Genomic DNA, 13,850 nt, shown 5'->3' with positions numbered 1-13,850 from the left:
CCCCCCCCCCCCGCCTCCGCAAGCCCGGAGCAAATGGATAGTCCCCCTCACCCGACTTCCACGCGCTTCGCGCGTTGCAGTCGACCTCTCCCCGCAGGCGGGGAGAGGTTAGAAAGCTCACGCCAGCTTTGTCGTCGGTGTTACTTCCGGTCCCGCCGGCTGATGCATCGCGGCATGCGATGGATCGGCGATCCACGGCTGCTGGTTGACCATCGGAATGCGCCAGCCGTGATGACCGTCGCTGGCGAGGTGATCGAGCCGCGTGACCGAGCAATTGTCGATGGTGAAAGCGAGGCCGCGATCCGGCTGATCGTTGAGCGCAAGACCAATGGCCGCCTTGATGGTGCCGCCATGGGCCACGGCGACGATGTCCCTGCCCGCGTGCTCTGCATTGATCCGTTCGATGCCACGGCGCACGCGATTGTACAGATCCATGAAGCTCTCGCCATTCGGCGACGGCTCATCGATCGGCGCGAACCAGTAGCTGCCGACATTGATGGGACGGCTGGCAAAGAACGCGGCGCGGTTCATGCCCTGCCAGTCACCGAGATGCTGTTCGGCGAAATCCGCTTCATGCGGCATCTCGTCGGGCTTCGGAAATCCCGCGGCCCAGATTGCACTCGCGGTCTGATGCGTGCGTTTCAGATTGCTGGCGACCCAGACGGCATTGCGTGGCAGGATCTTGCCGACCGCATCGAACACCACATGGTCGCTGCAGTCGCAGTCCATGTCCTTCTGGCCGTAGATGTTGCCGCCGTCGCTCCGCACCGGTGCGTGTCGCACCCACCACCACCGCGTCGCCGTCACACCTTGGGGGACTGTATGCTGCGCCACGAACGGTTTCTCGGCGTTGGACATCGTGACCACCCTTCAATAATGTTTCGTTTGTCGTACGTCAGAGCGCGCAATGCCTCAAGCATCTTCGCAGACTGACGTCAGACATTGAAGACGTCGAATTTGAATTCCATGCGGCGGCACACCGCCCAAAAAATCATCAGAGAATTGATCAGGGAGAATCCTATGGGCCGGCTCGCAGGCAAATCCGTCATCATCACCGGCGCAGGCAGCGGCATCGGCCGTGCCGCAGCGCAACTGTTCTCCAGGGAAGGCGCGAAACTCATCATCGTCGACCGCAGCGACAGCGTGCATGAGACCGCGAAACTCGTGAGCGACGCAGGCGGCACGATCGAAGCGGTCACCGCCGACGCAGGTTCCGAGAGCGACGTGAAGGCGTTCATCGACAAGGCCGTGTCCAGATATGGCCAGCTCGATGCGATCTGGGCCAATGCCGGCGTGTCGGGCGGCCTCGTGCCGCTGCTGGAACAGACGGTCGAGCAATGGCAGGAGATCCTGCGCATCAACCTGATCGGGCCGTTTCTCGCGATCAAGCATTCCATGCCGCATATGGTGAAACAGGGCCACGGCTCCATCGTCCTCACCGCCTCCGTCGCGGGCCTGAAGTCCGGCGCGTCCGGCCATCCCTATGCGTCGAGCAAGGCCGGCGTCATCAGCCTGGTGCAGACCACGGCCTATTCGCTCTCCGGCACAGGCGTGCGCATCAATGCCGTATGCCCCGGCCTGATCGAGACCGGCATGACCAAGCCGATCTTCGACAACGCCAAGGAACGCGGCACCCAGGGCAAGATCGGCCAGCTCAATCCGCTGAAGCGCGCCGGCCAGCCGCACGAACTCGCGGCGATGGGCCTGTTCCTGGCAAGCGACGAAGCGTCCTATGTGAATGGCCAGGCCATTCCAGTGGACGGCGGCCTCACCGCATCGATGCCCTATGCGGGCAAACCGATCTAATCACCGCCTCGCTGGCGATGGCCGACCAGAACGGCAACTGCCGCTGCCAGTTGAATTGCGACGCCGATGAAGATCGGCGTCGCATAGCCACCGGTCAGGTCGCGCAGAATCCCCATCGCCACCGGCCCGAATGCATTGACCACGCCAGCGATCCCCATGCCAAGGCCGAGCACGACGCCAAAATCACGCGGCGCGAATTCGCGCTGGGTGATCAGGACCGGCAGCGTCACCAGATTTCCGATCGAGAATCCGAACACCGCGCAAGCCAAGAACAGCGCATCGAGACTGGTCGACGATCCGATCATTAGCAGCGCCACCGCCTGACTCAAGATCGACGCCGCGGCAGCCCAGCGCGGCTGGATCCGATCGGCGACGAAACCAAGGCTGATGCGGCCGATCAGCGCCATCGCGGTGGTCACCGAAACGGCCCCGCCCGCCGACTGGAATCCGATCGCCGGCGTCAGGATCGAAATCTGATGCACGATGAAACCGACCTGCACCAGCAGCGCCATCGAAAACGGCGCGGTGATCAACCAGAATCCGGCGTCGTGCAGCAGCGCCGTACGGGACAGTGTTTTCGATGATGGCTGGGCATCGTTCGCAGAAGCATCGCTCGCGGACGGAAAGCGGATCACGATGGCTACGATCGGCATCAGCACAATCGCCGATGCGGCCGCTGCCATGCCGAGCGCATTGCGAAATCCAAAGGCCTCGATCAGCAACACGAGCCCCGGAGCCAGCAAGATACCGCTAAACGACGCCCCTGTGAAAGTGAGGCTGATGGCCAAGCCACGCTTGCGCTCGAACCATGCACCGATGATCGTCGCCGCGGTGATGGCGCCCAGACCGACCCACGCCACCGAAAGCACGACAAAACCCGCATAGAGCTGCAGGATCGAATCCGCAGACGCCAGCAATGCGAGACCTGACGCGAGCGCGGCAACACCGGCGAGCACCAATGCGCGCGGCCCGATCCAACGTAGCAATTCGCTGACGAACATCGACAGGACATTACCCAGCACTAGGCAAAGGGTGCTTCCCGCACCGATCGCGCCGACCGGCCAGTCATTCAGGCGATGAAGCTGAGCCACATAGATGCCCTGCCCATACAGGCCAAAGCCAAAGATCGATATTTGCAGCAGAAACAAAACAGCGACGATGCGCCATCCCCGATAGCGCAACGATCGCTCGTCGGCAGCAATCGCGCTCCCTACCCCGTGCCCTTGCATGCCCGCCCCTAGCGTTCATCACAAACTCATCACTACTTTTAGTAGCACGCAAAAGCTATCCCCGCGGCATTCAACAAATAACACGCACCGTTACATCCCGTCCGGCGGGGCGTTCGATGAATTCGCCGCCAGCAACCGGTCACGCACGCGCTCGCGGTGGAACGTGTAGATGCCGGACAGCACGATGACGCTCGCGCCGAGCACCATCATGGCATCGGGAACCTCGCCGAAGACCAGATAGCCCAGCAGCATCGCGTAGAGCATCTGCGAATAGCGCATCGGCGCGACCGACGAGACGTCGCCGACGCGCAGCGCGAGGATGACGCACTGGAATCCGATCAGCGTCATCACCGCCGCCAGCGCCAGCAAAGCGAGCGTATGAAACGATAGGGCCGTAAAGTCCCCGTGATGCACGGTGAGTGCCGCGCCCGCCAGCGTCACCGCAACGGCGGTGAGAAATGTGACGAACAGCGTGGGAATTTCGGCCGGGATGCGTTTGGTGACGAGATCGCGCGTGGCGTAAAACAACACCGACAGCAGTGCCACCAGCGTGAACTGGCTGAAACCGTCAGCGCCCGGCCGCACGATGATCAGCACGCCGACAAAGCCCGCGGCGATCGCCAGCCAGCGGCGCCATCCCACCGGCTCGCCCAGGATCAGCACCGCGCCGCAGGTCATCACCAGCGGCAGCGATTGAACGATGGCTGTCACATTCCCGAGCGGCAGATAAGAGACCGCCAGCAGAAACAGCGCCGAGCCGCCGATCTCGCCACAGATGCGCAGCCACACCGGCGCTACCCGCAGCACCCGCAGCGGCCGCAGCGCACCCTGATGCGCCGCCAGCGCGCCGATCAGGACACTGGCGAACAGCCCGCGCAGCATCATCACCTGGCTGAAATGCATCTGGACGGTGAGAAATTTGGCGATGGCGTCATTGACGCTGAAGCTGGCCATGGAGACAGCCATCAGCAGGCTGCCGCGCAGATTGGGAGAGAGAGGCAAGACAATCCTGGATAAGGTGCGAGCTGAGCAAACAGGCCGAGCAGAGCAAGACTCAGGCCAGATGATTGCGCGTCATGTGCACGAAGACGGACCTGCGAGCCAGATGGTTCACGCGTCCCTGCCATTCACTGTGCGCCGGGCGGACTGCACGCAACGGTCAGCAGGATGGGTAGAGCGAAGCGAAACCCATCACTTTCGCGCATCCTGCGGAGGTCCGGGCAAGCGATCTACACCCCCTCCGTCGGCAGCGCGGACGCCTTCGCCGACAGGAGTTGGTCGCGATTGCGGATGCGCTCGCGGTGAAAGGCGTAGAGGCCGGAGCCGACGATGACGGCGGCGCCGAGGATCATCGCCCCATCGGGCGCATCGCCGAAAATGAGATAGCCGAGCAGCATCGCCCATAGCAGTTGCGTGTAGCGGAACGGCGCCACGGCGGAAATCTCGCCGGCCCGCAGCGCGATGATCACGCATTGATAGCCGATCAGCACCAGCACCGCGGCAAGCAGCAGGAAGCCCATCGAACGCCCCGATATCGGCGTCCAGCCGCCAAGCGGCACGATCAGGAAGCCGCCGACGATGGTGACCACGAAGGTGGTCAGCAGCGTCACGAATACCGACGGCACTTCTTTCGGGATCCGGCTGGTGGCGAGATCGCGGACCACGCAGAACCCCACGGAGATCAGCGCCAGCACCGCGAATTGGTTGAAACCTTCGGCGCCCGGCCTGACGACGATCAGCACGCCGATGAAGCCCGCGGCGATGGCCAGCCAGCGCCGCCAGCCCACCGGCTCGCCAAAGATCAGCGCCGCGCCCAGCGTGATCGCCAGCGACAGCGACTGGAAGATCGCCGACACATTGGCGAGCGGCAGATGGGTGATCGCCGCCAGGAATGTGGCGGTGCCGCCGATCTCGCCGAGCACGCGCAGCGCCACCGGCAGCTTGAACAACACGCTGACGGGGCGCAATGCGTTCTGATACCAGGCCAGCGCAAACACCAGCACGGCTGAGATCGAGCCGCGCACCAGCATGACCTGGCCGAAATTCATGTCCGCGGTGAGATATTTGGTGGTGGCGTCGTTCATGCTGAAGCCCGCCATGGCCACGGCCATCATGAGGCTTCCGCGCATATTCGGAGAGAGGGGCAAGGTTTCCGCCGGGATGTTTCTTGATGGGGCTGCCGGAGACGTCCCGGATTCAGCGCGAGAGAGACAACCTCATCTGCACCAAAACAGCGATGCGAACCAGACAGCGCGCGCGCCGGTGACCTGCGCAGATCTGCATGACGGCATCATTGTCCGTCGGTCGGCACGCTGGCGGCCTTCGCGGCGAGCAGCATGCTGCGATTGCGAATGTGTTCGCGGTGAAACGTATAGAGGCCGGACGCCACGATGACCGACGCGCCGAGGATCATGGCGCCATCCGGCCTGTCGCCGAACATCAGATAGCCGAGCAGCATGGCCCAGAGCAGTTGCGTATAGCGAAACGGTGCAACCGCCGAGATGTCGCCGACGCGCAGCGCCATGATCACGCATTGATAGCCGATCAGCACCAGCACCGCGGCCACGGCCAGCAGCAGGAGCGCCGAAGCCGACGGCTCAGCCCAGCCGCCAAGCGGGACCATCAGCCCGCCTCCGACCAGCGTCATCACGACGGTCGTCAGCAGCGTGACGAAGAGCGCAGGAATGTCCGCCGCAATTTTCCTGGTCGCGAGATCGCGTAGCGCATAGAACGCGACGGCGCCGAGCGCCAGCAAGGTGAACTGGTTGAAGCCTGCCGCGCCCGGCCGCACGATGATCAGCACGCCGGCAAAGCCTGCAGTGATCGCCAGCCAGCGGCGCCAGCCGACCCGCTCGCCGAGGATCAGCACCGCGCCGAGCGTGATCGCCAGCGGCTGCGACAGAATGATCGCCGCCACATTGGCCAGCGGCAGATGCGTGATGGCCTGCAGAAACAGAACAGTGCCGCCGACCTCGCCGATGATGCGCAGTGCAACCGGCGCCGCGAACAGCACGCGCAACGGTCGCAATGCTCCGCGATGCGCGGCCAGTGCAGCGATCAGCAGGCTTGCAACAATGCCGCGTAGCAGCACCAGTTGCCCGAAATTCATCTGCGCCAGCAGGAATTTGGACATCGCGTCGGTGACGCTGAAGCTGGCCATGGCGGCCGCCATCAACAGGCTGCCGTGAAGATTGGGAGAGAGCGCCAAAAAATGTCCGCCGTGGGTTTCCAGGTCGACCGTCGCGGCAGCAATTCCCCGCGGCCGGTCCTTCCTGGCGCGGGGGCGTCTTGAAGATGCGCAGGATGGGTGGCGCGCACCGAAACCCATCGCTGTCATGGCCAGCCATCGATGGGTTTCGCTTCGGCGCGAAAGCGCCTGCGCTCTACCCATCCTGCGGCCGCTATCGTCTATTTCGCGCCGGCGAGCTGCGCGTATTTCCACGATGCCTGCGCCAGCGGCACAGTGCGCTTGGCGGATTCCATCGCCTTGGCGGAAGATGCCGTGCCATCGCGGACGCGGCCGGCGATGCCCTGCAGAATGCCGGTGAGCCGGAACAGGTTGTAGCAATAGTACCAGTTCAGATCCGGCACATCCTTGCGGCCCGCCTTGTCGCAATAGATCTTGGCGGCTTCATCCATGGTCGGGATGTTGAGTGCCTTGAAGTCGAGCCCGTCGAGGCCCGGCATGATCCACTGCATCAGGAGATAGGTGAAGTCGGCCATCGGATCGCCCAATGTCGACAGCTCCCAGTCGAGCACGGCCTGCACCTTCGGCTGCGTCGAATGGAACACCATGTTGTCGATGCGGTAGTCGCCATGCACCACCGACACCCGCTCCTGCTCCGGCACGGAGGTCGGCAGCCATTCGATCAGCCGCTCCATTTCCGGAATGAGCTGGGTCTCGGAAGCGCGATACTGTTTGGTCCAGCGATCGACCTGACGCGAAAAGTAATTGCCGGGGCGGCCGAAATCGCCGAGCCCGATTTTTTCGGGATCGTAGCTGTGCAGCTGCGCCAGCGTCTCGATCTTGGCGGTGAAGATCGCGCGGCGGTCTTCCTTCGGCACCGTCGGCAGCGCCGGATCCCAGAAGATCCGGCCGTCTTCCATCGACATGATGTAGAACGCCGAACCGATGACATTGTCATCGGTGCAGAGTGCGTAAGCCCTCGCGACCGGGAAGCCCTGCTTGCCCAGTGCCGCGATCACCTTGTATTCGCGATCGACGGCGTGCGCCGATGGCAGAAGCTTGCCGAACGGCTTGCGCCGCATCACGTAGGATTGCTTCGGCGTATTCAGCCGATAGGTCGGGTTCGACTGGCCGCCCTTGAACTGCAGGACGGTCAGCGGTCCTTCATAGCCTTCCACATGCTCGCGCATCCAGGCCTCAAGGCTCATCTCGTCGAAGCGATGCCGCTCCTCGACCGGCCTTGTGCCGTTATACTCGTCGTCGCGCTTCACACCATCGGTCACGTCAGTCTCCGCTTAGCGTTTTTCTTAGTGCTTTGACTCGTTGGCATACTTGCGCAGCTCGAGCCGCGCAATGGCACGGTTGTGCACCTCGTCCGGACCGTCGGCGAGACGCATGGTGCGCATCGACGCATAGTCACGGGCGAGACCCGCATCGTCGGACACGCCGGCGGCGCCAAAAGCCTGGATCGCGTTGTCGAGGATCTTCAGCGCCATGTTCGGGCCGGAGACCTTGATCATCGCGATTTCGAGCTGGGCGGTCTTGTTGCCGACCTTGTCCATCATGTCGGCGGCCTTGAGGCAGAGCAGACGATTCATCTCGATATCGGTGCGGGCCTCGGCGATGCGCTGCTCCCAGATCGAATATTCGATGATCTTCTTGCCGAAGGCGGTGCGCGACGACAGCCGGCGCACCATCTTCTCCAGCGCTTCCTCGGCCTTGCCGATGGTGCGCATGCAGTGATGGATGCGGCCCGGACCCAGACGGCCCTGCGCGATCTCGAAGCCGCGGCCTTCGCCGAGCAGGATGTTGCTGGCGGGAACGCGGACATTGTCCAGCTTCACCCGCGCATGGCCATGCGGCGCATCGTCGAAGCCGAACACCGGCAGCATCTTCTCGATTGTCACACCCTTGGCATCGCGCGGCACCAGGATCTGCGACTGCTGCTGATGCTTCGGCGCGCTCGGATCGGTCTTGCCCATCACGATCATCACGGCGCAGCGCGGATCGCCCATGCCCGACGACCACCACTTGGTGCCGTTGATGACGTATTCGTCGCCGTCGCGCTTGATCGAGGTCTCGATATTGGTCGCGTCCGACGACGCGACATCCGGCTCGGTCATCAGGAAGGCGGAGCGGATCTCGCCGTTCATCAGCGGCTTCAGCCACTTCTGCTTATGCTCTTTCGAGCCATAGCGCATGAACACTTCCATATTGCCGGTGTCGGGCGCGGAACAGTTGAACACTTCCGAGGCCCAGCCGATATGGCCCATCTGTTCGGCGAGCAGCGCATATTCCAGATTGCTCAGTCCCGCGCCGTGGAATTCGTCGTCTTCATGGGACGACGGCGGCATGAACATGTTCCACAGGCCTTCGGCCTTCGCCTTCTGCTTCAATTCCTCGACGATGGGGATCACCTTCCAGCGCTCGCCCGCTTCGTCCTGCTGACGATAGACCGGCACGGCGGGGCGGACATGCTTGGTCATGAAGGAGGACACGCGCTCGAGCCATTCGCGCTGGCGGTCCGACATATTGAAGTCCATGGAGCGATCCTCTTTGTTTCTTGAAAATCTTTGGCGGCACTGTTGTCCCGTCGCTGGATCACCGCAAGAGCAAAATTGTCTCTGCTGATGCGGCACAGATCCGCGCGGGGGCGATGGCGCTGAGCAGATGCAATATGCCATCAGGCGCACATTGACATTTCCCGACGCTCAAACGATAGTTTCATACACGCGTTTGAAATGCAATGACCCCGATCCGCGCCGATCGCATGGGGCCATGTTGCAGAAGGACCGGTTTGATCAGGACGATCGCATGGCAGCAGACCACACACGGACGGCGATCATCACCGCAGCCGAACGGCTTTATGCCGAACGCGGCTTTGCGGATGTGACCATGCGCGACATCGTCGCCGCCGCCGATGTCAACCTCGCCGCGGTGAATTACCATTTCGGCAGCAAGGACGAACTGATCGCCGAACTGTTCGTGACGCGCAGCCTCGCCACCAATCGCGAGCGCCTGCGCGAATTGAAGGCGGCGGAGGAAGCCGGCGGCGACCGCGCTGACATCAACGCGATCTTTGCCGCCCTCGTTGGCCCGACGCTGCGCGGCTGCCTCGGCCCCGAGAAGCAGCGCTCGGACGCCGCGCGTTTCATGATCCGCGCCTCGATCGAGAGCGTAGCCCCGATCCGCAAGATCAAGAACCGCGAGGTCGATCACCTCAAGCGCTTCGCCGCGGCGATGCGCCGGTCCCTGCCCGATCACGATCCCGCCGATATTTTCTGGGCGCTGCATTTCGCGCTCGCCATGGCGCACCAGACCATCCGCGACAGCGAGCGCCTGACGCGCATGTCCGACGGCTTGTGCGACCTCAACGATGTGCAGGCGATCACCGATCGCGTGGTTGCGGTGGCGGTGACGGCGCTGATGGGCAAGCCGGCCAAGGCGGCCACCAAGGAACCTGCCAAAGCGAAAGCGCGCGCCTGAACGGTCAAGCCCGGTTCCCGCTGCAGATTGCCCGTGACGTCCCGCCGATTCGCAGCGTAGGACGGGACCGGATCGGGATCGCTTCATGAGCGCGCAGGACGCCATCGACTTCGTGTCGGACAATATCGCGGAAGTGGGCACGCTGATGCGCTCGCTGTCCGGCCGCTATGAAGCCATCTTCGGCAATCTGCGCGCCGCCTATGGCGTCGCCTTCGAACAGGCGGACAGCATCGCGGATGCCGCGCGCGACGCGACCGCCATTGCGGACGCCGCCACGACAGCCATTCGCGACCACATCCCGAACCAGCCCGGCAATGCCTGCACCAGCGGCTGCGCCGCCTGCTGTCACCTTTACGTCCAGGTGCCGCCCGGCACGGCGACGGTGATGGCGCAGCATATCGCCGCGCATTTCACGCCGGCCGACCAGCAGGCGCTGCGCGCCCGCCTCGAAGTGGCCGCCGCTGCCGCGCGCGACGCCGCCGACGTGACAAAACTCCGCCTGCGCTGCGCGCTGCTCGGATCGGACAACCGCTGCACGGTCTATGAGGTCCGCCCCCTCACCTGCCGTGCCTTCACCTCACGCTCGGTGGCGCGCTGCCATGACGTGGTGTTCGGCGACGTCCCTGAGGGCACCGGCGTCGAACAGAACGCCGCGCATTTCCGCATCCACATGGAAGCGACCTTCGCGCTGGAACAAGCCGCGCGCAATCGCGGATTGCCGGATGCGCAGAAGGGGCTGGCGCAGGCGCTGCTGGATGAGATGGAGGCTTCGATCGCCGCCGGACCGGAGCGCCCTAGCTCCGCGCCGCGATCAGCTGACGGATGAACTCCGGCGCCTTCGCGCTGGGGAGCCACCGCGTCACCGCGATCATATCGGCGTCGCGGTCGATCCAGATCATGTTGCCGCCGGCGCCGAGCGCATAGACGGCCGTCTCCGGCGCGGCCTTGTTGGCATGGGGCCCGCGGTTCAGCCACCACAGCAAGCCGTAATTCGGCAGCTGCGACGACGGCGCCCACATCGCATCGATCCATTCGCGCGACATCAGCCGCTTGCCATTCCAGTCGCCGCCGCGCGCCATCAAGAGGCCGAAGCGCGCATGGTCCGCCGCGCCGATGAACATGCCGCCGCCCCAATGGCCGCCGCCCGGCACCGACTGCATCCGCTTCCCGTCGATCTCGACGAAGGAATTGTCATAGCCGACCCACTCCCAGTCACCGGATGCGCCGATCGGATCCATGATGCGGGTCCGCAGCACATCCGGCAGCGGGCGCTTGAACAGGTGCAGCAGGCAGAGCGACAGCAGGTTCACGCGCACATCGTTATATTCGTAGAAGCTGCCCGGCGTCTGCAGCGCGCGCAGCTCGCCCTTGCGGCTGTTGTCGGCATTCGGCGCCACCAGACGGTTGTGATCGATCTGGTCCGGCTTGCCGAACAGCTCGCCGCGCCATTCGCTGGTCTGCTCTAAGAGATGCCGCCAGGTGATCGGCGCATTATGCGCATCCGCAAATAGCGGCCCGGGAACGCGCGTGGCCACCGGCTCGTCGATATCCCCGATGAGCCCGTCATCCACCGCGAGGCCCGCCAGCACGGCCAGATAGCTCTTGGCGATGGAGAAGGTCATATCCGCCCGCGCGATCTCGCCCCACGCCGCCAGCACGCGGCCATTCTGCAGCACCATCCCCGCCGATCCGCCGCGCGCGCGCACGGGACCCAGCACGGCACTCCATGGCCCGACCTCATTCCAGTCCACATTCGGCGCGTAGCGGCCGTCGTCGTAATAGAAGCCACGCGGCCACGGCGTCTCATTGGCCTGCGCGAAGGCGACGGCTGCTGCGAGCCTGTCGGGGGCATAGCCCGCGGCGCGCGGATCGACTCTGTCCCAGGCGTTTCCGCTGGACGGGAAATAATGGACATCTGTCATGGGGATATCGGGCTCGCTTGGGATGACGCGCCACGGTTATTGACCGGATGGCAGGCGGCGGCAAGCGATCGAGACGCGAGTGCTCGGCGGGATTTTGCGCGTCGCCATCTTTGTCGGCTCGACGGCCGGCTATATTCTGGGACCCGACGGCAGTTTAGCGTGTGAAATCGTGATGTTGCGTGATTGCTTCGCCAATCTGACGAAACATTACTGATTTTTTGCCGCTACTCGCTGGTCGACGATCCGCAACAAATGGTTTGCTAACAAAACGATTTCTGTTGCTTCTCCCGGATCATCAAGATTGACGTCCCTGTGAGAGTGTGGGTTTTTGTAAAGAGCCTATCGCTCCAGAAAATAAAGCTGACCGCGCTTGCCGTTCGCTTTTTTCGGCAGATTTGTCAGTCAATGGTCCATTGTCTTCATGAAAGGCTTTCCTCATGAGATCCGTGCCGAGATCGCCAGCAGTGAAACCAGCTGCCTCTCGAACACTCACCTCTACAATCTTCATGGCTTGAAAAACCGCAGCATCGTATTCACCGCGCATAAATGCCGACCAAACCTTTTCGGCAATCTTCGGATGCAGCGCGTCTTTTGGTATTCGTCTAGAACGAGCAAACTGCGAAACGTCCGCTGGCTGGGCCATCTTTGCAGCTCGCCTGCTCAAGACTCGAAATCCATTACTGCCATTCATTCCCGGCACTGGGATGAGCAGCCCTTGAACCTCAAGCCAGTTCCACGCCTCAGTTATTGCCAGCGCTATATCGTCCCGTCGCGGATCGGAATAAGAGGCAGGATGCGAATGCGTACTCGTCAGCCCGCTGATGAAGTTCGCCATAGCGATTAGACCACTCTGCCTCTGCGTGGCAGCCGCAACTAAAAGATACGACGCAAGCTCCTCCGGCTCCAAGCTAAGCAGATAGTCAACGTCCGGAATCATTTCTGGGAGTGAAGGCATTTGTCCATCCGTTCGGTTGCAACACATTGAAGCAATGGCAGCGAGCAGATTGCTAACAAAAAGCGCGAGAAGTTTCCCTCTCGCGCCCTCCGTCAAGTCAGAAGCAGAACAAGCAAGACAACCATTCGAAGGATTGCCTGCAGATCTGCGGTCACCTCAATACGAACTTTGAACATGATGCTCTCATGTTTGAAGTCCGTGGCCACAGACGGTTAAGTCGGCAGCATGATCATGCAGTGAATGTTCCTGGGCCTTGCGTCTCCGGCCGGAAGACGGCCCTGCTCATCAATCTTTGAAATTTTTGCTGCTGTTTTTGCTGATGTGAGATTTTGCTGCTGTTTGCTGCTTCGCGTTGATCTGTCTGCTGACTGACTGTTTTGAGCTGTGCTGATTTTGCGTGTTTTGCTGAACTGTCGATTTGCTGTGCGATTTTTTGCTGCGTGCTGACTGCGTGCCCCGAGGGGCCCTATCAACCTATGGATAGTCCCAAGTTTTGCAAGGGCTCGCGATGCCCCCGTGGATTCAAGTGAAAAGGCTTAGCACCCCATAGTTGTTTCTTTCGAACATTCGTCGCAGGGGCGCGTAAACAGACCGCGTGGCTGTTAACTCAGAGCGCCGACCCTAAAAAATGAATCAGGATCAAATACTTACGAAAAAACTGCGCCCGACCTGCGCCCGAAACGCCTCAAAAAGTCGTGCACAGCCCCGAAACGTCTGCTTGATGAGGCAGGCCGCCCGCCTATAAGGCTTTGATTTATCGGGACTTTTTAAGTGGAAATGTTGGAGCGGGTAGAGGGAATCGAACCCTCGTATTCAGCTTGGAAGGCTGCTGCTCTACCATTGAGCTATACCCGCGCGCGGCATCAGGTAACACGTCACGCGGCGGGTCTCAACCTCATCCGGCGTCGCATCCCCTGCCCGGCGCGACGCGCGAATTGCGGTTGGATTTCAAGGGGATGGCGTGTGGACACGGGGTTTGCGGCTGAAGGTCGCCTGCGGACGGCAAGCCCCCATCCCGTCATTCCGGGGCGCCGGAATGCGACGAAGTCGCATGCAGGCGAATCCGGAATCTCCAAGCGTTTTGCTGAACATGCCGGGATTCCCCGCCACGCCAGGTGGAGTGGCGGGGAATGACGCGTGTGGCCGGGGTCGCCTCAAACATTTTTTCCTATATCTATTGACAACATCCCCATCTTGATTATTTTCCGCTTTGTCCTGCCCCACCGAGAGGGGCGATCGCGATCGTCACGATTGCGGGGCGGGAT

12 protein-coding genes and 1 tRNA gene are annotated in these 13,850 nt (G+C 62.4%); 3 read left to right on the top strand and 10 right to left on the bottom strand.

Annotation, left to right across the window (positions count from 1 at the left end):
- Positions 1 to 117: 117 nt before the first annotated feature.
- Positions 118 to 858 carry a histidine phosphatase family protein gene (locus tag ACEK02_RS05085; protein WP_371420710.1) on the bottom strand — a complete coding sequence of 247 codons (741 nt, stop codon included), beginning with the start codon at positions 856 to 858 and terminating at the stop codon, positions 118 to 120.
- A 162-nt stretch (positions 859 to 1,020) separates the two neighbouring features.
- On the opposite strand from ACEK02_RS05085, the gene ACEK02_RS05080 reads away from it, so the two are divergent.
- Positions 1,021 to 1,806 carry an SDR family NAD(P)-dependent oxidoreductase gene (locus ACEK02_RS05080; RefSeq protein ID WP_371420709.1) on the top strand — a complete coding sequence of 262 codons (786 nt, stop codon included), beginning with the start codon at positions 1,021 to 1,023 and terminating at the stop codon, positions 1,804 to 1,806.
- Here the strand turns inward: ACEK02_RS05080 and ACEK02_RS05075 are convergent.
- The 6 genes from ACEK02_RS05075 to ACEK02_RS05050 all read right to left on the bottom strand — a co-directional run bounded on the left by ACEK02_RS05075 (position 1,803) and on the right by ACEK02_RS05050 (position 8,765).
- Positions 1,803 to 2,987, bottom strand: a complete 1,185-nt coding sequence (locus ACEK02_RS05075; RefSeq protein ID WP_371420708.1) for an MFS transporter — start codon at positions 2,985 to 2,987, stop codon at positions 1,803 to 1,805. The genes ACEK02_RS05080 and ACEK02_RS05075 overlap by 4 nt on opposite strands.
- A 138-nt stretch (positions 2,988 to 3,125) precedes the next feature.
- Positions 3,126 to 4,037: a DMT family transporter gene (locus ACEK02_RS05070; protein WP_371420707.1), complete on the bottom strand. Its 912-nt coding sequence runs from the start codon at positions 4,035 to 4,037 to the stop codon at positions 3,126 to 3,128.
- Between the two features lie 227 nt (positions 4,038 to 4,264).
- Positions 4,265 to 5,149, bottom strand: a complete 885-nt coding sequence (locus tag ACEK02_RS05065) for a DMT family transporter (protein ID WP_371420706.1) — start codon at positions 5,147 to 5,149, stop codon at positions 4,265 to 4,267.
- 176 nt (positions 5,150 to 5,325) lie between these two features.
- Entirely contained in the window at positions 5,326 to 6,243 is a 918-nt protein-coding gene (locus ACEK02_RS05060) for a DMT family transporter (protein ID WP_371420705.1), read from the bottom strand.
- A gap of 200 nt (positions 6,244 to 6,443) precedes the next feature.
- Positions 6,444 to 7,505 carry a phosphotransferase family protein gene (locus ACEK02_RS05055; protein ID WP_371420704.1) on the bottom strand — a complete coding sequence of 354 codons (1,062 nt, stop codon included), beginning with the start codon at positions 7,503 to 7,505 and terminating at the stop codon, positions 6,444 to 6,446.
- A gap of 24 nt (positions 7,506 to 7,529) precedes the next feature.
- On the bottom strand, positions 7,530 to 8,765 hold the full coding sequence (locus ACEK02_RS05050; protein WP_371420703.1) for an acyl-CoA dehydrogenase family protein: 1,236 nt from the start codon (positions 8,763 to 8,765) through the stop codon (positions 7,530 to 7,532).
- Positions 8,766 to 9,036: 271 nt separating this feature from the next.
- Between ACEK02_RS05050 and ACEK02_RS05045 the strand changes: the two genes are divergently transcribed.
- Both ACEK02_RS05045 and ACEK02_RS05040 read left to right on the top strand, forming a co-directional pair.
- Positions 9,037 to 9,708 (top strand): TetR/AcrR family transcriptional regulator, encoded by a 672-nt coding sequence (locus tag ACEK02_RS05045; protein WP_371420702.1) that lies wholly within the window; start codon positions 9,037 to 9,039, stop codon positions 9,706 to 9,708.
- 85 nt (positions 9,709 to 9,793) lie between these two features.
- The gene (locus ACEK02_RS05040; RefSeq protein WP_371420701.1) at positions 9,794 to 10,534 is read left to right on the top strand and encodes a YkgJ family cysteine cluster protein; all 741 of its coding nucleotides are present in this window, start codon (positions 9,794 to 9,796) and stop codon (positions 10,532 to 10,534) included.
- Here the strand turns inward: ACEK02_RS05040 and ACEK02_RS05035 are convergent.
- From ACEK02_RS05035 to ACEK02_RS05025, 3 genes are all read right to left on the bottom strand, one after another.
- Complete coding sequence (locus ACEK02_RS05035; protein ID WP_371420700.1) at positions 10,503 to 11,630, bottom strand: serine hydrolase domain-containing protein; 1,128 nt, start codon at positions 11,628 to 11,630, stop codon at positions 10,503 to 10,505. The genes ACEK02_RS05040 and ACEK02_RS05035 overlap by 32 nt on opposite strands.
- Before the next feature lie 295 nt (positions 11,631 to 11,925).
- The gene (locus ACEK02_RS05030; protein ID WP_371420699.1) at positions 11,926 to 12,585 is read right to left on the bottom strand and encodes a TIGR02391 family protein; all 660 of its coding nucleotides are present in this window, start codon (positions 12,583 to 12,585) and stop codon (positions 11,926 to 11,928) included.
- A 781-nt stretch (positions 12,586 to 13,366) separates the two neighbouring features.
- Positions 13,367 to 13,440 (bottom strand) — tRNA-Gly (locus ACEK02_RS05025).
- Between the last annotated feature and the right edge of the window lie 410 nt (positions 13,441 to 13,850).

This window comes from Tardiphaga sp. (assembly GCF_041424195.1).
Classification (GTDB): Bacteria; Pseudomonadota; Alphaproteobacteria; order Rhizobiales; family Xanthobacteraceae; genus Tardiphaga.
The sequence above is the reverse complement of the archived record's forward strand: the minus strand, read 5'-3'. Positions and strand labels throughout refer to the sequence as shown.

Coding starts and splice junctions, on each gene's coding strand:
- ACEK02_RS05085 (WP_371420710.1), bottom strand. CDS start 858: ATGTCCAACGCCGAGAAACCGTTCGTGGCGCAGCATACAGTCCCCCAA.
- ACEK02_RS05080 (WP_371420709.1), top strand. CDS start 1,021: ATGGGCCGGCTCGCAGGCAAATCCGTCATCATCACCGGCGCAGGCAGC.
- ACEK02_RS05065 (WP_371420706.1), bottom strand. CDS start 5,149: ATGATGGCCGTGGCCATGGCGGGCTTCAGCATGAACGACGCCACCACC.
- ACEK02_RS05050 (WP_371420703.1), bottom strand. CDS start 8,765: ATGGACTTCAATATGTCGGACCGCCAGCGCGAATGGCTCGAGCGCGTG.
- ACEK02_RS05045 (WP_371420702.1), top strand. CDS start 9,037: ATGGCAGCAGACCACACACGGACGGCGATCATCACCGCAGCCGAACGG.
- ACEK02_RS05040 (WP_371420701.1), top strand. CDS start 9,794: ATGAGCGCGCAGGACGCCATCGACTTCGTGTCGGACAATATCGCGGAA.
- ACEK02_RS05035 (WP_371420700.1), bottom strand. CDS start 11,630: ATGACAGATGTCCATTATTTCCCGTCCAGCGGAAACGCCTGGGACAGA.
- ACEK02_RS05030 (WP_371420699.1), bottom strand. CDS start 12,585: ATGCCTTCACTCCCAGAAATGATTCCGGACGTTGACTATCTGCTTAGC.